Source organism: Microbispora sitophila, assembly GCF_014892245.1.
Classification (GTDB): Bacteria; Actinomycetota; Actinomycetes; order Streptosporangiales; family Streptosporangiaceae; genus Microbispora; species Microbispora siamensis.
This window is the reverse complement of record NZ_JADBGC010000018.1, coordinates 63,103-81,486: the sequence shown is the minus strand read 5'-3', so window position 1 is coordinate 81,486 and position 18,384 is coordinate 63,103. Positions and strand designations below refer to the sequence as shown.

At 70.8% G+C, this 18,384-nt stretch carries 20 protein-coding genes; 14 read left to right on the top strand and 6 right to left on the bottom strand.

Features of this window, described 5'->3' with window-relative positions; all coding sequences use genetic code 11:
* Nucleotides 1-165: 165 nt before the first annotated feature.
* Nucleotides 166-1,056 (top strand): hypothetical protein, encoded by an 891-nt coding sequence (locus tag IL992_RS29960; RefSeq protein ID WP_193206711.1) that lies wholly within the window; start codon nt 166-168, stop codon nt 1,054-1,056.
* 271 nt (nt 1,057-1,327) lie between these two features.
* Here the strand turns inward: IL992_RS29960 and IL992_RS29955 are convergent, their stop codons facing one another.
* Nucleotides 1,328-1,678, bottom strand: a complete 351-nt coding sequence (locus IL992_RS29955; RefSeq protein ID WP_193206710.1) for a hypothetical protein — start codon at nt 1,676-1,678, stop codon at nt 1,328-1,330.
* A gap of 508 nt (nt 1,679-2,186) precedes the next feature.
* Here IL992_RS29955 and IL992_RS29950 point away from each other — a divergent pair.
* The 4 genes from IL992_RS29950 (at nt 2,187) to IL992_RS29935 (ending at nt 6,560) form a co-directional block, all read left to right on the top strand.
* Complete coding sequence (locus tag IL992_RS29950) at nt 2,187-2,657, top strand: hypothetical protein (RefSeq protein ID WP_193206709.1); 471 nt, start codon at nt 2,187-2,189, stop codon at nt 2,655-2,657.
* 394 nt (nt 2,658-3,051) lie between these two features.
* Nucleotides 3,052-3,588, top strand: a complete 537-nt coding sequence (locus IL992_RS29945; protein ID WP_226874027.1) for a hypothetical protein — start codon at nt 3,052-3,054, stop codon at nt 3,586-3,588.
* A 316-nt stretch (nt 3,589-3,904) separates the two neighbouring features.
* Nucleotides 3,905-4,513, top strand: a complete 609-nt coding sequence (locus IL992_RS29940; RefSeq protein ID WP_193206707.1) for a hypothetical protein — start codon at nt 3,905-3,907, stop codon at nt 4,511-4,513.
* 289 nt (nt 4,514-4,802) lie between these two features.
* Nucleotides 4,803-6,560 carry a DEAD/DEAH box helicase gene (locus IL992_RS29935; RefSeq protein WP_193206706.1) on the top strand — a complete coding sequence of 586 codons (1,758 nt, stop codon included), beginning with the start codon at nt 4,803-4,805 and terminating at the stop codon, nt 6,558-6,560.
* A gap of 262 nt (nt 6,561-6,822) precedes the next feature.
* On the opposite strand, the gene IL992_RS29930 is transcribed toward IL992_RS29935, so the two are convergent.
* From IL992_RS29930 to IL992_RS29915, 4 genes are all read right to left on the bottom strand, one after another.
* Nucleotides 6,823-7,584, bottom strand: coding sequence for a DUF4407 domain-containing protein (locus IL992_RS29930; RefSeq protein ID WP_193206705.1), 762 nt, complete (start codon nt 7,582-7,584; stop codon nt 6,823-6,825).
* A 245-nt stretch (nt 7,585-7,829) separates the two neighbouring features.
* A complete protein-coding gene (locus IL992_RS29925; RefSeq protein ID WP_193206704.1) occupies nt 7,830-8,480 on the bottom strand; it encodes a hypothetical protein in 651 nt (216 codons plus the stop codon).
* A gap of 127 nt (nt 8,481-8,607) precedes the next feature.
* The gene (locus IL992_RS29920; protein WP_193206703.1) at nt 8,608-9,180 is read right to left on the bottom strand and encodes a nicotinamidase; all 573 of its coding nucleotides are present in this window, start codon (nt 9,178-9,180) and stop codon (nt 8,608-8,610) included.
* A gap of 64 nt (nt 9,181-9,244) precedes the next feature.
* Entirely contained in the window at nt 9,245-10,522 is a 1,278-nt protein-coding gene (locus IL992_RS29915) for a nicotinate phosphoribosyltransferase (protein ID WP_193206794.1), read from the bottom strand.
* A 45-nt stretch (nt 10,523-10,567) separates the two neighbouring features.
* Between IL992_RS29915 and clpS the strand changes: the two genes are divergently transcribed.
* The 5 genes from clpS (at nt 10,568) to IL992_RS29890 (ending at nt 13,296) form a co-directional block, all read left to right on the top strand.
* Nucleotides 10,568-10,855: an ATP-dependent Clp protease adapter ClpS gene (clpS, locus tag IL992_RS29910; RefSeq protein ID WP_079315320.1), complete on the top strand. Its 288-nt coding sequence runs from the start codon at nt 10,568-10,570 to the stop codon at nt 10,853-10,855.
* Complete coding sequence (locus tag IL992_RS29905; RefSeq protein WP_193206702.1) at nt 10,855-11,379, top strand: DUF2017 domain-containing protein; 525 nt, start codon at nt 10,855-10,857, stop codon at nt 11,377-11,379. Before clpS ends, IL992_RS29905 begins: the two co-directional genes overlap by 1 nt.
* A 10-nt stretch (nt 11,380-11,389) precedes the next feature.
* A complete protein-coding gene (locus IL992_RS29900; protein WP_142560302.1) occupies nt 11,390-11,806 on the top strand; it encodes a Mov34/MPN/PAD-1 family protein in 417 nt (138 codons plus the stop codon).
* Between the two features lie 263 nt (nt 11,807-12,069).
* Entirely contained in the window at nt 12,070-12,348 is a 279-nt protein-coding gene (locus IL992_RS29895) for a MoaD/ThiS family protein (RefSeq protein ID WP_079315318.1), read from the top strand.
* Entirely contained in the window at nt 12,349-13,296 is a 948-nt protein-coding gene (locus tag IL992_RS29890) for a PLP-dependent cysteine synthase family protein (protein WP_193206701.1), read from the top strand. It begins immediately after the preceding gene.
* Between the two features lie 91 nt (nt 13,297-13,387).
* Here the strand turns inward: IL992_RS29890 and IL992_RS29885 are convergent, their stop codons facing one another.
* Complete coding sequence (locus IL992_RS29885; protein ID WP_193206700.1) at nt 13,388-15,010, bottom strand: DUF3352 domain-containing protein; 1,623 nt, start codon at nt 15,008-15,010, stop codon at nt 13,388-13,390.
* Between the two features lie 164 nt (nt 15,011-15,174).
* Here IL992_RS29885 and IL992_RS29880 point away from each other — a divergent pair, with 164 nt between their 5' ends.
* The 4 genes from IL992_RS29880 to rph all read left to right on the top strand — a co-directional run bounded on the left by IL992_RS29880 (nt 15,175) and on the right by rph (nt 18,361).
* Nucleotides 15,175-15,969, top strand: a complete 795-nt coding sequence (locus IL992_RS29880; protein WP_193206699.1) for a thioesterase family protein — start codon at nt 15,175-15,177, stop codon at nt 15,967-15,969.
* An 84-nt stretch (nt 15,970-16,053) separates the two neighbouring features.
* The gene (murI, locus tag IL992_RS29875) at nt 16,054-16,890 is read left to right on the top strand and encodes a glutamate racemase (RefSeq protein ID WP_404804796.1); all 837 of its coding nucleotides are present in this window, start codon (nt 16,054-16,056) and stop codon (nt 16,888-16,890) included.
* On the top strand, nt 16,887-17,639 hold the full coding sequence (locus IL992_RS29870; protein WP_193206697.1) for an MBL fold metallo-hydrolase: 753 nt from the start codon (nt 16,887-16,889) through the stop codon (nt 17,637-17,639). Before murI ends, IL992_RS29870 begins: the two co-directional genes overlap by 4 nt.
* 5 nt (nt 17,640-17,644) lie before the next feature.
* Complete coding sequence (rph, locus tag IL992_RS29865; RefSeq protein ID WP_193206696.1) at nt 17,645-18,361, top strand: ribonuclease PH; 717 nt, start codon at nt 17,645-17,647, stop codon at nt 18,359-18,361.
* The last annotated feature ends 23 nt before the right edge of the window (nt 18,362-18,384 follow it).

Genomic DNA, 18,384 nt, shown 5'->3' with positions numbered 1-18,384 from the left:
GAACAGGGCGATGACGAATCGGTCCGGAGCCGTTGACGTCGCGGCGTGGGTGTGAGTAACTCCACAGCAGCGTTCATGGTCACGAAGCCTCGCGCCCGGCCCTGAGCGCCGAGTCGCTCGCCGGTTCCGTCCCACGCGCCCGGCCATGCCGCCCGGGGAGGCTTTGTGGATGACCAGTGGACCCGCCGGGTCTGGCCCCCCGCCGAGGACGAGTCCGCGCCGTCCACGCAGGGGCCCACTCGCCCGTACGGCGCCCCCGGCGGGTCGCCGCGGTCGTCCACGCCGTCCGCGCCCTCCCAGTGGCCCACCCGGCCGTACCGTGAGCCGGACCGGAACCCGGAGGAGAGCCTCACCGGCCTGTACGGCGCGCCGGTCTCCGAACGGAGCCGGGTCGACCGCCCGGTCTGGCCGTCCCTGGGCCTGGAGTCCCCGGAGCCCGAGGACGACCTGCCCCCGTCGGCCCGCCGCTACCGTGCGCCCGAGACGCCTCCCCGCCCGATGCCGCGGTGGCTGCGGCGCCTTCTCGTCGGCGGGCTCGCGCTGGTCTGCTCGGCGGCCGTCATCGGCGCGGTGGTGGTCACGGTGCTGCATCGCGCCGAGAGCGCGCCTCCCACGGTGATCCACGACCAGATCGCCGGGGTCGCCTACACGTTGCCGCCGGAGTGGCGGGAGGGCGTCGTCGCGCCCGTGACCGGCTTCACCTCCGTCGCCGCGCACGGGGACAGCGCCACGGTCATGGCCCGGCCCGGCGACCGGGTGGACCCGCCCAACCTGCGTTCGGCCGTCATCGACCTGAGCGATCTCTACACGCAGTTGCTGCTGCACGGCGACAAGGTCGAGGTGCTGGACGACCGAGCGGTGACGGTCGGCGGGCGGCCGGGTCACACGCGGGCCGTACGGGCCGAGTACACCGACGTGGTGAACGAGCCCGCCTTCATGCGGGTCACCCTGCTGACCCGGCCGGACGGCGGCAGCACGGTCCTGCTCGGGCTGGCCCATCCTGACCGTCCCCAGTCGCGCGCCGAGATCGAGGGCCTGATGTGGGGAGCCCGCTGATCCCCCCCGCCGGGCGGTGGTGGATAGGGGGATAACCGGGACAACGCCGGGCGACGGCATGCCAAGGCCTCCCGGAGGTCATCGCTGATCGAAGGGGCTGTCTCCGGGAGGCCGTGGGTTCACATCGGCAGAACGGCCGACGCGGTTCTCCGCCGTATACGCGGCTCGGCGAATGACGACCCGCACGACGAGATCACGACATCGCCCGATCGGCCAACCGCTTCTCAGGCGGCGTGCGACCGCGAGTCTCGGTGGCCTTGGATGGTGTCGTTCACCGAGTCAGCTGATTGGCGAAGCCGGCGGCTCCGGACGATCCACTGCCGCCCGGTCCGGTGGGAACGTTGGCGGGTCCGAACGACCGGCTGCCGGATGTGGTGGGTCCGAGCCCTCCGGTTCCGGGCGCTGCGGTGGGAACGTCGGCGGGTCCGAACGATCCGGGGTTGGCCAGCAGTGTGGTCGGTTCCGGTTCCCCGACAACACTGATCCGCTCGCCGTCTCGGCGATCATGCGCCTGCTGCGCCGCGACGGCGGGCAGGGCGGCCAGGGGCACCAGGCCGGCCGCCACGACCGCCGCTGCCAGGACTGACCGGCTGTGCGTCTCCCTTCGCGGGTTCTCTGTCATGTCTGCGATCCAACGCGTGAACAGCATGTGGGCCTCCTATCGAGATGGCGATCCCGTTCTATGTCGCGTGGCCGCAATGACGTTCACTCGCCACGCCGGGATAGCCGCTCCTGACCGAGAGCTTGATTTGTTCGTGGCGCGTGTGACGCGTTGCACCGGCCAAGGCGGGCGTATCAGATCGGCTCCGGCAGTTCACAGGAAGCGTCGTGAATCGCCACAAAAAGGCGACGAGGCGGGCGGGCGTGGAGAGATTTATAGAAAGTGGTCGGCTTTGAACTAGCCGTAACTTATGTTTGCCGTGCACCGAAAGGTGTCTCAGTGCCTCCGTTCCCGTGGAGGGGTAGCTTCGGGGCTGCATCGCTCGAGAGCGCGGTGACCCGGAAAGTCCAATTCTCGTCATTGGGAGGGAAATCAATTGATTTCTCGTAGGAGCACTTCGGTTTCAGGCCCGCACACCGTCGGTCGCCTCCTTACCTGGGCCGCCGCGACGACGGTGGCCGGTGCGCTTGTGGGACTGTCGGCTCCGCTGGCCGCCAGTGCCGACACCGCGACGACGAGGCCTGCCACCGAGCGCCAGCTCAGCGCGCCGGCGTCGGTGCCGCTTCACATCAACGGGAACGACCCGAAGCGCGGGAAGGAGCCGGTCCGGTGGCTCGACTCCACCATCGTCTCGCGAGGCATGCCAGCCGGTCCGGTCAACTTCGCCGTGTCCGCCAACAACGGGGCCCCGTTCGTCTTCGACCCGCGTAGCGAGCCGCTGGGCTGGCAGAGCCTGCGGCGCGTGCCGGGCAGCCGGGGAGCTTTCGTGACCAACATCACCGCGACCGAGGACGCCGGTTCGGCGACCGGCGGGACCCTCGCGATCGTCGCGCGGACGTCCGACAGCAACATCTTCTTCACGATCTGCGACGTGAGGAACGCTCTTCCGCAGGCGCCCGCGCCCTTGCCGTGCAGCCCCTGGCAGCGTCTGCGCGACTGACGGCGGACGGACCACGGACCGGCGGCCCGCAGGAGTCCAAATCTCCTGCGGGCCGCTCGCGGTTATTTGCCGATGACGGCCGGCAAGTCGGCCCGCATCTTCGTTTCCTGCGTCCGGTGACTGCGGGGACAAACGCGCGAACCTTCGCTTGGGCGGCCGATATGACGATAGGTGGCTGTTTTCCCCCGAAACGGCTTTGAGATAGGCGTGACATCTGTTTGCCGGTATCCGATAAGTGGCGCGCTGCCCGCGTTTCCCCGGACAGGTATCTTCGAGGTCGCATCGCACGAAAACGCGGTGACCCGAAAGACCAATTCTCACTTGGGGGGAAATCAAATTGGTTTCTCATAGGAGCGGCTCGGCCTCTGGTTCGCGTGGCGCCGGTCGCCTGCTGATGTGGTCCGCCGCGGCGGTGGTGACCTGTGCGACCGTGGGGCTGTCGGGCTCGATCGCGGCGAATGCCACCCCGGCGAAGACCACCCCTGCCACGCAGGCGGCGACAAACCCGGCGGGGGAGAAGGACAAGAAGCCCATCCCCTACCCGCGCCTCGACAGCGCGAACATCATCACCACGTTCACGATCGGCGCGAGCTCCGTGGCACCCAAGGGCTCGACGACGTTCACGGGGTCGGCGCGCAGGGGCCGCGTCTTCGTCCACGACGGCACGGACTGGTCCGACCTCACCTCGGTGTTCTCTCCGGGCTATCTGTACGACGTGACGCTGGCTCCCTCGCCGAACACCGCCTTCTCGGGCACCAGCGGTGTGCTGACCCGCCTCGCCACGAGCGGGATTCCCGTGGGGCTGCTCAGGGTCACGGTGCGCAAGGCGGATGGCAGCCTCTACTACTCCGACTGCAGTGTCTCCAACACGAGCGGTGCCTCCACCCTTCCGCTGGTCGCCAGCCGCTGCACCGCCCCGACCCGTCTGTGACGCGGGCGCGGCGAGCCCGCCGCCGATTCCGGGGGCGGGCTAGCGCCGCGCGGCCCGGCAGCCGTCGGCCGGCCGGGCCCCATCAGGAAAAGGCCAGAAGAAAGACGTTCAAAGGCGGCCGCGGCGATTGTCCGGCGCCGTCTGACAGCGCCCGCCTGATATCTGCCGTGAGTCCTTTTCGTATGCGAGAGGCAGCTCCGGGCTCCTTCGCCCGGAGACGCGGTGACCTGAAAGACGAATTCTCACCATGGGGGAATGTCAAGTGATTACTCGTAGGAGCGACTCGGCCTCTGGTTCGTGTGGCGCCGGCCATCTGATGCTGCGGTCCGCCGCGGTGGCGGTGACCTGCGCGGCCGTGGCGTTGTCGGGCGCCGTCACGGCGAGCGCGGCCTCGGCGAATAGCACCCCCGCCACGCAGACGGCGACCAACCCGGCAGGGCAGAAGGACAAGAAGATCCCATACCCGCGCCTGGACGCGGCGAACATCGTCACGGCCTTCAACAGCCGCACCGAGTTCACGGCCCCCAACTTCGACACGGTCGTCGGCGAGCTCCTCCCGACGCGGAGCAACGAGTACACCGGGTCCGCGCGGCGGGGCCTGCCGTGGGTCTACGACACCAACAACAACCGCTGGGTCAACCTCTCCTCGGTGTTCGGCAGGGGCTACGTGTACGACATCGCCCTGACCGCGCCGCCCAGCGCGCCGCTCGCGCTCACCGGCGGGAACACCCTTCAGCCGATCCGGCTTCCGAACACCGGCGACCCCGCGGGTCTGCTGAGGGTCGTCGTCCGGAAGGCGGACGGTTCGATCTACCGGAGCGACTGCACGGTCTCGCGGGCCACCGACGCCACGTCCCTGGCGTACGGCGAGATCCCGCTGAGCACCGTCAACTGCACCACTCCCACGCGGCTGCCCACGAGGTGACGGCGGGTCCGGCCGGCTGACGAACAGGGCGGGCGATCCTCGGGGCTCATCGGCTCCCGGGGCGTCCGCCCTCGTCGTCGTGCTGCCGATCCCGGGGGAGGGTGAGGCCGACTCCGCAGGGGCGGAGCCGGTGCGCGGCGGACGATGTGGCCAGTGCCACACCCGGCTATTTCGGACCACCCTGCGTGTGGGCGGCACGTCTTGTCGGTCGGGCGGGCTAGTCTGAATCCACTGTGAGGGAGCGAACCGATAGAGACACCAGTGTTCCGATGAGTTCGGGGAGGCGTCGTTGAGCGTTTCGGCCGCGTCCCACCTCTCCCCGTCCTACCCCGACAGAGCCGCCTGGGGCACCGCCCCGAAGCTGCGCGCATGGCAGCAGCAGGCCTTCGACCTCTACTTCAGCCGTGAGCCGCGCGACTTCCTGACCGTCGCCACCCCCGGCGCCGGCAAGACGACGTACGCGCTGCGGATCGCCAGCGAGCTGCTCAGCCGTGGGGTCGTGCGGGCTCTGACGATCGTCACCCCCACCGAGCACCTCAAGCGGCAGTGGGCCGACGCCGCGGCCCGGGTCGGGATCGGCATCGACCCCGAGTTCAAGAACAGCCAGGGCACCACCTCGCGCGACTACACCGGGGTCGCGGTCACCTACGCGCAGATCGCGATGCACCCGGCGCTGCACCGGGCCCGCACCGAGGCGCGCAAGACCCTGGTGATCTTCGACGAGATCCACCACGCCGGCGACGCGAAGTCGTGGGGCGACGGCGTCCGCGAGGCATTCGAGCCCGCGACCAGACGACTCGCCCTGACCGGCACGCCGTTCCGGTCCGACGAGAGCCCGATCCCCTTCGTCACCTATGTCGAGGACGGCGAGGGGGCGATGCGGAGCGTCTCCGACTACTCCTACGGCTACGGCCCGGCCCTGTCCGACGGCGTCGTCCGGCCGGTCATCTTCCTGGCGTACTCGGGGGAGATGAAGTGGCGCACGCGGGCGGGCGACGAGATCGCCGCCACCCTCGGCACTCCGCTGACCAAGGACCAGCTCTCGCAGGCGTGGCGGGCCGCCCTCGACCCGAAGGGCGACTGGATCCGCCAGGTCATCCACGCGGCCGACCGACGCCTCACCGAGGTGCGGCGGGGCGTTCCCGACGCGGGCGGGCTGGTCATCGCCTCCGACCACGAGTCGGCCCGCGCCTACGCCCGGCACATCCGCACGGTGGCCGGGGAAGGGGCCGAGGTCGTGCTCTCCGACGACCCGGGCGCGTCAAAGAAGATCAAGGACTTCGCCGCCTCCGACCGGCGCTGGCTGGTCGCGGTCCGGATGGTCTCCGAGGGCGTCGACATTCCCCGGCTGTGCGTCGGGGTCTACGCCACGAGCACCTCGACCCCGCTGTTCTTCGCCCAGGCCGTCGGGCGTTTCGTCCGCGCCCGCAAGCGGGGGGAGACCGCGTCGGTGTTCCTGCCCTCGGTGCCCGTCCTGATGGGCCTCGCGGGCGAGATGGAGGCCGAGCGCGACCACGTGCTGGGCCGCCGCCGCGACGAGGACGGCCTCGACGACATGCTGCTCGAACAGGCCCAGCAGGAGAAGAAACAGCCCGACGCCCTCGGCGACGAGCTGCCCTTCCAGACGCTGGAGGCGTCGGCCACCTTCGACCGGGTGCTGTTCGACGGCGGTGAGTTCGGCACCGCCGCCGCGCCGGGCTCGCCGGAGGAGGAGGACTTCATCGGTCTCCCCGGCCTGCTTGAGCCCGACCAGGTGGCCTCGCTGCTGCGCAAGCGCCAGGCCGACCAGCAGGCGGCCAAACGCAAGACCAAGAAGGGGAGCGAGGACAGCGCCCCCGCCCTCGCGCCGCACGAGCAGCTCGCCGAGCTCCGCAGGGAGCTGAACGGCCTCGTCGGCGCGTGGAACCATCGCACCGGCCAGCCGCACGGCGTCATCCACGCCGAACTGCGCCGGGCCTGCGGCGGCCCCGCCATCGCCCAGGCCACCGCCGAGCAGGTCCGCGAGCGCATCGCGATGATCCGCAAGTGGGCCACCCAGCGCAGGTGACCCCACCGTCGTAGGTCCTCCGCGTGGCCCTACAGGGAGAGAGCGCCGAGGAGCCGTCTCGGTGTTCTCCCGGCGACACGCCGTCCACGCCGAAACGGAAACGGCTCGCCGGCCTACGAGGCGGCGAGCCGCGTGGGTCTTCGCCCTGCTGAAAGCAGGAGGTCAGGAGGATCTGCGGAGACACGCCCCGCGTCCCCGGCCCGACGGGCGGCCACCGGTTCGCCCGCGGCGCTCCGGCGTCCGGTTCGGGCCAGGGCGTCGATCAGGCGGACCGCTCCACCGGTCCGTCCTCGGCAGGCTCCGCCCGGTGGCGCTCCGGGGAATTGACGAGGTTGCTCATCCGGACGTGGGCGTACAGGTCCTCCAACCGGGTCAGGACCGAGTTGAACATTGTCTTGTTCAACTCGGCGCTCCTGCCCATGTGGTCGGCCATGGCGTCGACCCGATCCGTCAGCGTGGTCAACTGGTCGTTCACCGCATCGACCCGGGTGGTGAGGCCGTCGACCCGGCCGGTAAGGGTGTCGACCTGGCCGGTGAGTCCGTCGACGTGGCTGGTGAGTGCGTCGATGTGGCCGCTGAGCACGCTGACCTGTCCGGTGAGCGTGTCGACCCGGTTGGTGAGCGTGTCCACACGTGTGGTGAGGCCGTCGACCCGCCCGGTCAGCGTCTCGACCTGTCCGCCGAGCGTCTCGACCTGCCCGGTAAGGGTGTCGACCTGTCCGGTGAGTGTGTCGACCCGATTGCTGAGCTCGTCGATGCGGCCGTCCAGGCGCGCGATCTCGTGGTCCAGACGGTCGAACCGGCGGTTGGCGGCGGCCATCTGGCTCTTGAGGACGCCGATGTCCGTTCTCGTCTGCTCGCCGATCTGCTCGACCCGGGTGAGTCGCTCGCTTATCGCGTCGACCTTGACCCAGATCATCTGCTGCGCGTCATAGGCACGTATCGTCGCCTCCAGACGGTTGCTCTTACCGAGATCCATCACTTCTTGCTCCAGGAGTTCGACGCGTTCCTTGAGCGTCAACATGCATGTCCTCCGATGCTGTCTGGCAGCGTAGCTCGCCGACGGGGATTGGGGGCGCCCGGAGGAATTGCTATCAGCTGGGAAGCCTTATCGGAGGGTGGGTAGGAGACGCCGATTCGGGATCCGGGATGAGGGTTTTCCATTGCGGTGTGAAGAACTCGCTGCCAAATGCGCGCCTGTTGCCTCGTGTGCCGGAAATTTCGATATTCGTGAGAGGTGTTTTTTCCACTGGTGGCCGGTGTACGACCTCACGAGGTGCGGGAGCGCAACGGGATCTTGTCGCCGGTGTGGCCGTTGATCGCCACATAACGCCGGTGGTGCCGGGTGGCCGGGGCGAGCCGGAGGCTGAGGGAGGCCATGCCCTGCTCCACGCGTACGGGAACGTTGCGTGCTCCCTCGTGCTGCCTCGCCTCCGCGCCCTCGCGCAGCCAGATGCGCAGCCGGTGCCCGGCCTGGTGGACGGCCACCGTCGCCGTGTCGCACTGCGCGGGCGACGCGGGCCAGTACACCGTGAGGCCGTGCAGGGCCCTGCCGTGGAACGACAGTCGTACGGCCTCGGGGTTGGGGACGCGGGAATCGCAGGCGGGAGGGCCGCCCGGTGCCGGTGCCGGAGACGGTGCCGCGGACGGTGTCGCGGACGCCGCCACTCCGGGGGCCCGCACGGCCTGCGCGCCTGCCGGCCCGTCGGCGCCGGCGCGCGGGTCGCGTACGGCGACCGTCTGGGCGGGGACCCGGGCGGACCTTTGCGTGAATCCCACGATCATCGTGAGCGTCTGCAGGGCCGCCAGCGTCAGCGCGCCCGTGGCGCGGAGCACGCCCCGGTGGCCGCGGCCGAAGAGCAGCCAGATGCAGACCGGGGTCAGGACGAGCCAGCTGAGGCCGAGCAGGAACGCGAACATCGAGGCCGCCAATCCACGAGGAGTCGTCGCTCTAGGTAATACACCCGTGACGCTTCGTGGTGAAGACATTGACGTCCCGATCCCGCGCGTGTCCCGGCTCGGCCGCCCGGCCGGTCGGATTCGCGGATCAGGAGCGGAGGACGGGCTCCCCGGTGAGCTCCACCCCGGCCTCGGCGAGGCGGGCGAGCGCCGACTCGGTCGTCTCCCGGGCCACACCTGCCGTCAGGTCCAGCAGGACCCGTACGGCGAAGCCGTTCGCCGCCGCGTCGAGGGCGGTGGCCCGGACGCAGTGGTCGGTGGCGATGCCGACGACGTCCACGGCCTCCACGCCGCGCTCGCGCAGCCAGGCGGCCAGGCCGACGCCGTCCGCGGTGGCGCCCTCGAACCCGCTGTAGGCCGCCTGCCGCGCGCCCTTGCTGAAGACCTCCTCGACCTTCGCCGTGTCGAAGGCCGGGTGGAAGCCGGCGCCGGAGGTGCCGACCACGCAGTGCGGCGGCCAGGAGTCCACGAAGTCGGGCTCGGCCGCGAAATGAGCCCCGGGATCGACGTGGTAGTCGCGGGTGGCGACCACGTGGTCGTACGCGTGCTCGTGGACGTGGCGGCTGATCGCGGCGGCCACCTCGGCGCCGCCGCCGACCGGCAGGCTGCCGCCCTCGCAGAAGTCGTTCTGCACGTCCACGACGACGAGTGCGGTCTTCATGGGGTCACCTCACAGTGGCGATCACGGAGGACCGGCGTCGTCCTCATGCGCCGGTCCCCCGCGATCACTTGAAGATAGTAGGGACTGCGGGGTCTCCGGGGGAGAGGCTGCACGCCTCCAGAGGCAACTCGGCCAAAGTCGCCCGGTGGCGGCCGCGGGCGGCCTCCAGGCTCTCGCGGCCGACGACCTTGCCGTCCCGCACGAGTTCGGCCAGCAGCGGGCGGTCCTCCGTCTCCACCGGCTCGCGGGTGACGACCTCGGCGGTCGCGGTGCCGCCGCTGGTCCTGCGGTAGGCCCACTTGCGCCCGCCGACGCTCGGCTTGCCGACGGACGCCTTGGCGACCGGCTGGAGCTGTCCCGTGTGGTCCTCCCGGGCGACGAGCTTGTAGACGAGGCTGGCCGTCGGGTGTCCCGAGCCGGTGGACAGGGCGGTGCCGACGCCGTAGGCGTCCACCGGCGCCGCGGCCAGCGCCGCGATCGCGAACTCGTCCAGGTCGCTGGTGACGACGATCCGCGTGCGGCTCGCGCCCAGCTCGTCGAGCAGGCGGCGCACCTCGACCGCCACCACGGCGAGGTCGCCGGAGTCGATGCGCACCGCGCCGAGGTCGGGCCCCGCCAGCTCCACCGCGGTGCGTACGGCCTTCGCCACGTCGTAGGTGTCCACGAGCAGGGTGGTGCCGAGCCCGAGGGAGTCGATCTGGGCCCGGAAGGCGTCCTCCTCCGAGTCGTGGAGCAGGGTGAACGCGTGGGCGGCGGTGCCGGCGGTCGGCACGCCGTACAGGTGGCCGGCCATGAGGTTGGAGGTGGAGGCGAAGCCGCACAGGTAGGCGGCCCTGGCGGCGGCGACCGCGGCGTACTCGTGGGTGCGGCGCGAGCCCATCTCGATGAGCGGCCGGTCGCCGGCCGCCTGAGCCATCCGGGAGGCGGCCGCCGCGATCGCGCAGTCGTGGTTGAGTATCGACAGGGCCACGGTCTCCAGCAGCACGGCCTCGGCGAACGTCCCCTCCACGACCATGATCGGCGAGCCGGGGAAGAACGCCTCGCCCTCCAGGTAGCCGTACACGTTGCCGGAGAAGCGGTAGCCGGCGAGGAACTCGCCGGTGGGCTCGTCCACGATCCCGGAGGAGCACAGGAACTCGATGTCCTGCTCCTCGAAGCGGAAGTCCTCCAGCGCGTCGAGGAACCGCCCGGTGCCTGCCACCACCCCGTAGCGCCGTCCTCCGGGCAGCCGCCGGGCGAACACCTCGAAGACCGCCCGCCGGTGGGCCGCGCCGCCGGCGAGCGCGGCCTGGAGCATCGTCAGTTCGTACTGGTCGGTCAGCAGGGCCGTGCCCGTGGTCATGCGCACGTGTCGAAGACTACGACGGTCGTGGTGCAGGATGGGTACGTGGGTAGCACAGCTCCAACCGAGGTCGAGCGTCCGTCGTCGGACGTGCGCCCCGATCTGCCGTGGCTCACGATCGTGTGGAACGACCCGGTCAACCTGATGTCGTATGTGACGTACGTCTTCCAGACCGTGTTCGGCTATCCCCGGCAGAAGGCCGAGAAGCTGATGATGGACGTCCACCACAAGGGCAAGGCCGTCGTCGCCAGCGGCACCCGGGAGGAGATGGAGCGGGACGTGCAGATCCTCCATTCGTATGGCCTGTGGGCGACCGTCCAGCAGGACAAGTGATGAGCACGGGATTCCGGGCGACGCGCGACGGGGTGACCGTCCAGCTCGACGCGGGCGAGGTGTCGATCCTGCGCTCGCTGGTGTCGCAGGTGCTCGGCCTGGTCGAGCCGGGGACCACCGGCGACGACCCGTTGGAGCGCGCCCTGGGCATCGGCTCCGCCGCTCCGCCGGCCGATCCCGTGCTCGCGCGGCTGTTCCCCTCGGCGTACGCGGACGACGAGGACGCGGCGCAGGAGTTCCGGCGCTACACGGAGGCGACGCTGCGCGACGGCAAGCGGGCCGACGCGACGACGCTGCTGGAGACGGCGGCGCCGGGCCGGCTGACGCTGACGGCCGAGCAGGGGCAGGCGTGGCTGCGGGCGATCAACGACGTCCGCCTCGCGCTCGGCGTGCGCCTGGAGGTCACCGAGGAGGTCCACGAGGAGATCGCCTCGATGTCCGAGGACGACCCCCGCTATCCGGCGTTCGTGACCTACGACTGGCTGACCTACCTGCAGGACACCCTCGTCAGGGCGCTTTGGTAGGTTTCCCAGCATGCTGACGATCTCACGCGAGCTGGTCGACAAGATCGTGGCCCATGCCCGGGCCGACCACCCCGACGAGGCGTGCGGCGTCGTGGCCGGGCCCGCCGGGTCCGACCGTCCCGAGCGGTTCGTCCCCATGGAGAACGCCGAGCGCTCCCCGACGTTCTACCGGTTCGACTCGATGGAGCAGTTCCGCGTGTGGCGGGAGATGGACGACCGCGACGAGGTGCCCGTCGTGATCTACCACTCCCACACCGCCACCGAGGCGTACCCCTCCCGTACGGACATCAGCTACGCCTCCGAGCCCGACGCCCACTACGTGCTGGTGTCGACCGCCTCCGAGGAGGAGACGCCCTTCCGGTCCTACCGGATCGTGGACGGGGTCGTGACGGAGGAGGAAGTCAAGATCGTAGAGTCGTACGGTTAAACTTGAACCATGGCTAACGATGACGCTCGTCCCGTGTCGTCACCGGCTGCCCTATCGCGCCGGGTACGCCCGGAATCTCCTGTTCAGGCGTTCCTCTTCGCGCACACGCCGTCTGTCGTCGTCTACGACTGTCGCTGAACCCCAGCCGCCTCTCTCGGCGCGCCGGGGAAGAAGACCGCTGGAATCGCCGCCCGCCTGCCCCTGTTCAGAGCAGGTGGACGCCCACCATAACGACGACCACTGATCAAGGAGATTGAGCCGAGATGGCGATCGAGGTCCGCATTCCTACCATCCTCCGCAGCTACACCGATGGCGCCAAGGCGGTCAACGCCAAGGGATCGACCCTCGAAGAGCTGATCGGCGACCTGGAGTCGCGCCACCCCGGCCTGAAGGACCGGCTGGTGGACGAGTCCGGGCTGCGCCGCTTCGTCAACGTCTACCTCAACGACGAGGACGTACGTTTCCTCGGCGGGCTCGGCACGCCCGTCGCCGACGGCGACACCGTGACCGTGCTCCCGGCCGTCGCGGGCGGAGCGCGCTGAATGCGCTTCGACTCGTTGATCGACTCGGTCGGGCGCACCCCGCTGGTGGGTCTGCCCCGGCTCTCGCCGTCCGCTGACGTACGGATCTGGGCGAAGCTGGAAGACCGCAACCCGACCGGGTCGGTCAAGGACCGGCCGGCGCTGTGGATGATCGAGCAGGCCGAGAAGGACGGGCTGCTCACGCCGGGCTGCACGATCCTTGAGCCGACCTCCGGCAACACCGGCATCTCGCTGGCGATGTCGGCCCGGCTCAAGGGCTACCGGTTGATCTGCGTCATGCCGGAGAACACCTCCGAGGAGCGCCGCCAGCTGCTGCGCATGTGGGGCGCCGAGATCATCTCCTCGCCGGCCGCGGGCGGCTCCAACGAGGCGGTGCGGGTCGCCAAGGGCCTCGCGGCCGAGCATCCCGACTGGGTGATGCTCTACCAGTACGGCAACCCCGCCAACTGGCGCTCCCACTACGAGTCGACCGGGCCGGAGATCCTCGCGGACCTGCCGACCGTGACCCACTTCGTCGCCGGGCTCGGCACGACCGGCACGCTCATGGGCGTCGGCCGCTACCTGCGCGAGCAGGTGCCGGACGTGAAGATCGTGGCCGCCGAGCCGCGTTACGGCGAGCTGGTCTACGGCCTGCGCAACGTGGACGAGGGGTTCGTGCCCGAGCTGTACGACGCCTCCGTGCTGACCACCCGCTACTCCGTGACCTCGGCCGACGCGCTGCGCCGGACCCGTGAGCTGCTGGCCGCGGAAGGCATCTTCGCGGGCATCTCGACGGGCTGCGCCCTGCACGCGGCCCTCGGCATGGCCCGCAAGGCCGTCCAGGCGGGCGAGCGGGCCGACATCGTGTTCATCGTGGCCGACGGCGGCTGGAAGTACCTGTCCACCGGCGCGTACGAGGGCACCCTCGACGAGGCGGAGGACCGGCTCGAAGGCCAGCTCTGGGCCTGATCGCCGATGAAGACCGACCGGCTCACCCCGCCCGCTCCGGCGTGGGTGGGCCGGAGATCCGGTTCGGACGGGATGAGCCGGAGTATGGGAATCAGTTGAACACGACCCGGAGGGTGAAGGTCGAGCCGTCGTCGCCGTGGGTGCCGCTCAGGCCGATCGCCCGCAGCTTCTCGGCGTCGGCGCGCTCCTGGCCGTTCAGGCCGTCCAGGTACAGCTTCTCCAGCCGGTCGAGGTCGGCGTACAGAGCGTAGGTGGCGTTCGCGGCGCCCGGGACGGCGATCTTGAATGTTTCGCTCTCGCCGAGCGTGCCGCCGCCGTTCAGCGTGTCGGCGTACTCCTGGGTGCTCGCGATCACGAATCGCCCGTCGCCCTCGGCGGTGGCGATGTCGGCGGACCTCTCCATGCCGTTCCGATGGATCTTCACCCGGTCCACCACGTCGCGCGCCTTGGCGGTGTCCGTCGTGAGCACGGCGCCGATCCGGGGCTGCGCGCCGTCCAGGTCCTGCTCGTCCAGAGCGAGCGTGAGGGTGCGACCCAGCAGCGTCGCGAGGTCGTCCGGCAGGGACAGGCCGTACTGCACCCGCGCCTCGTCGAGGGCCTGCCTGACCGTCTCGCCGCCCGAGCCGCTCGCCGCTCGCTCGATGGACGGCCACTGCTCGCGCAGCAGGTCGCCCAGGCCGGAGATCGAGGCCGCCGCGACCGTGGAGGCGGGCAGCTCGCCGATCTTCACCGGCTCGGGCCGGCCCGACGTGGCCGTCCCGCCGCGGGTGATCCCGGCCAGCTCGGCGTAGTCGCCCGAGAACCGGAGGGCGCCGGCGAACCGCATGCCCCTGATCTGCTGCAACACGGGCGTCGCGGCGATCTCGTTCCAGCCGGCGTCGGCGACCTTCTCCACGTCCATCCAGAACGACAGCACGCCCTGCTCGCCCAGTGCGTCGAGGTCCCCGGCGAAGCGCGGCTCGCCGGACAGCGGCGCCGCCTTGACGTACTCGTCGGCCAGCTTCTGGCTCGTGGCGATGATCGCGTATCCGTCGCGGAACGCCAGGCCAACCTTGCCGCCGCCGAGGCCCATCTTGGCGATGCCGGCCCGGGCCGCCGCCTCGTCCTTCACCTGGACGGCGAGCGCCCCGACGGGGTCGCCGCCGCCGTCCGCCGGCAGCACGGCGAGGCCGACGCGGTCGCCGAGCCAGGGTTCGACGTCCCTGGCGTAGTCGACCTTCGAGAGGTCCGGGTCGTCCTTCTGCAGCGCGGTGACGACGGCCTTGCGCGGGTCGTCCCCGCCGAAGGAGTCGCGGGTGGCCGAGAACTTGCGGGCGATGCCGAACAACGCGAGCTTCTGCCCGGCCGACGGGTCGAGGTCGAGCCGGACGTAGGCCAGCGCGTTCGCGGGCAGCACGTCCTGCGGTTGCGTGCCGCCGCCGCTGAGCTTCGAGGCGGCCCACACGCCGCCGCCGCCGACCACGCCGACGAGCACGGCGGCCACCAGCGCCAGGATCCAGCCGCGCCCCCGCCGGCCCCCGCCCGCAGGTGGCGCCGGCGGGCCGGGCACGGTGGCGGAGCCGATCTCCTCCGGCTCCGTCCAGGACGGCAGCCGGACGGTGTGCGCCTCGTTCGCGGCGGCGCGGGGAACGCGATAGGCGACGGTGCGGTCGAGGTCGGGTTCGTCGCCCGGCCGCCAGGGGCTCGGATTGTGCGGGGAGGTGTCGGGGGACATGGGGCTCACTCACATGCGTCGTCGTCGGGTACGCCGCGACGTTAGGCCCGGCCGGTAGCGGCGCGCTTGCAGTCCGCTTGACAAGGAGACCCCGGGGGCGCTCCGGGGGAGTGCCACGCTAGAGTAATGAGCAGAACAATATTCGGTAGAGCGGCGAGGGGCGCATGACCAAGTTCGACGAGGCGACGCAGGCCATCCGGGTCGACGACACCACCTACGACGTGTGTCTCGACGACGGGTACTCCATCGGAGGGCCGCTGAACGGCGGCTACCTCATGGCCACGATGCTGCGCGCCGTGGTGGACGCCTCGCCGCACGCGCACCCGGTCTCCACGAGCGCCCAGTTCCTGCGGGTGGCCCGGCCGGGCCCGGCCAGGGTGCTGCTCGAACCGCTCAAGACGGGCCGTACGGCGGCGATGAGCCGGGCGCGGCTCGTCCAGGACGGCGAGTCGTTCATCGAGATGCTCGTCACGACCGCGACGCTGGACGGGGAGGCGGCCCCGGACTGGGCGGACGGCCCGTCGGCCGTCATGCCGGACCTGGCGGACTGCGTGCGCCTGCCCGAACCCAAGCCCGAGTCGAACATGAACTTCAGCGCGCAGATGGAGCTCGCGTTCGATCCGCCCACGATCGGCTGGCTCACCGGCGCGCCGACCGGACGGCCCGAGTCGCGGGCGTACTTCCGGCTGGCCGAGCCGCAGGACCCCGACCCGTACGTGCTGGCGCTGGCGGTGGACGCGCTGCCGCCGGTCGTGTTCTCGGCGGGGGCGCGGGGATGGGCCCCGACGGTGGAGCTGACCTGGCACCTGCGGGCCCTGCCCGCCCCGGGGTGGCTGACCCTGATCGGCGGCGGACGGCTGATCAGCGACGGCTGGTTCGACGAGGAGGTCGAGGTGTGGGACTCGGCGGGCCGGCTGGTCGCCCAGTCCCGCCAGATCGCGCGCCTGGGCCGGGGCTAGCTAGGCCGCGCCCTTCGTACCCGGCGCGCGATGTGAGCATTCTTACCGTCGGCGGCGGGGATCAGTCCCCTAACCTTGGGAAGCGTGCCGGAGGACAACACCAGGGCGATCGGGATCTTTGACAGCGGCGTGGGCGGCCTCACGGTCGCCCGGGCGATCATCGACCAGCTGCCCCACGAATCGATCTTCTACGTGGCCGACACGGCCCACCAGCCGTACGGGCCCAAGAGCATCGCCGAGCTCCGCGCGTACGCGCTGGAGGTCATGGACCACCTGGTCGAGCACGACGTGAAGATGCTGGTCATCGCGTGCAACAGCGCGAGCTCGGCCGTGCTCAGGGATGCCAGGGAGCGCTACGACGTCCCGGTCGTCGAGGTGATCCAGCCCGCCACCCGGCGGGCCGTGCGGGCCACGAGGAACGGCAGGGTCGGCGTGATCGCCACGCGGGCCACCGTCGAGTCGATGGCCTACCACGACGCCTTCGCCGCCGCCCCCGACGTCGAACTGGTCGCGGTGGCCGCCCCCCTGCTCGTGGAGTTCGTCGAGCGGGGCGAGACGATGAGCGAGGAGCTCATCGAGGTGGTCAGGGGCTACCTCAAGCCGATCCAGGACGCGGGCTGCGACACGCTCATCCTCGGCTGCACGCACTATCCGCTGCTCACCGGCGCCCTCTCGTACGTCACCGGGGACGGGGTCACGCTGGTGTCCAGCGCCGAGGAGACGGCCAAGGACGTCTATCGCATTCTGCACGACCGCGGGCTGTCCAACGGCGCGGGGGAGCCGAGGCACCGCTTCCGGGCGACCGGCGACACCGAACTGTTCGAACGGCTCGGGCAGCGCTTCCTCGGTCCCGAGCTCCAGTCGGTGGAGCGGACCGCCTCCGGCATCGGCGACGTCAGCGGCGTAGGGAGTTCGCGATGAAGTTGACGATCATCGGGTGCTCGGGCAGCTTCCCCGGCCCCGACAGCCCGTCCTCCTGCTACCTGCTGGAGGCCGAGGGCTTCCGGCTGCTGCTCGACTTCGGCAACGGGTCGCTGGGCGCGCTGCAGCGGCACGCCGGGCTCTACGACGTCGACGCCATCCTCCTGTCCCACCTGCACGCCGACCACTGCCTCGACCTGTGCGCCTACCACGTCGTGCGCACCTACACCCCGGACGGCCCGCTGCCGAAGGTGCCCGTCCACGCCCCCGGCGGCGCCTCCAAGCGGCTCAACGCGGCGTACGCGATGCCGGACGAGCCGGTGCTCGAGAACTCCTTCGACTTCGTACGGCTGGCGCCCGGCACCCGGCACGTCGGCCCGTTCGAGGTGACGGCCGCCCCGATGAACCACCCCGTGGAGACCTACGGCTTCCGCGTCACCCACCAGGGCCGGTCCGTCGCGTACTCGGCGGACACCGGCGAGTCGGCCGAACTGGTCAAGCTGGCCCACGAGGCCGACGTGCTGCTGTGCGAGGCGTCCTTCCTCGACGAGCCGGGCCTGACCCCCGGCCTTCACCTGAGTGGCAGGCAGGCGGCCGAGCACGCCGCCCGTGCCGAGGCCGGCGCGCTCGTCCTCACCCATCTCGTCCCGTGGTACGACAAGTCCCGCATCCTCGAGGACGCCTCGCGCGGCGGCTTCGCCGGCCCGATGGAGTTGGCGCGGAGCGGGGCCGTGTATGACCTAGGGTGACCCGTATGGCTCGTTCACACGGTCGTCGTTCCGACCAGCTTCGCCCCGTGACCATCACCCGGAACTGGCTCGCCCACGCGGAGGGTTCCGTGCTGGTGGAGTTCGGGGGCACCAGGGTGTTGTGCGCCGCGACGGTGGAAAGCGGCGTGCCCCGCTGGCGCAAGGGCAGCGGTCTCGGCTGGGTGACGGCCGAGTACGCCATGCTGCCCCGGGCGACCAACACGCGCAACGACCGCGAGTCGGTCCGCGGCAAGATCGGCGGGCGCACCCACGAGATCTCCCGGCTGATCGGCAGGTCCCTGCGGGCCTGCGTCGACTACAAGGCCCTGGGGGAGAACTCCGTCCTGCTCGACTGCGACGTGCTGCAGGCCGACGGCGGCACCCGCACCGCCGCCATCACCGGGGCGTACGTCGCCCTCGCCGACGCGATCGCCTGGATGCGGCAGCGCCGGATGTGCCCCGGCGACCCCCTGGTGAACTCGGTCGCCGCCGTCTCGGTCGGCGTCGTCGGCACCGAGCCGATGCTCGACCTCGACTACAGCGAGGACGTCAAGGCCGAGACCGACATGAACGTGGTGATGACCGGCAGGGGCGACTACGTCGAGGTGCAGGGCACCGCCGAGGGCACGCCGTTCGACCGGACGGCGCTCAACGGCCTGCTCGACCTGGCCGCGGCCGGCTGCGCCGAACTCACCCGCCTCCAGATGGAAGCCCTTTCCTGAACACCGTGGACTCGAACGAGGAC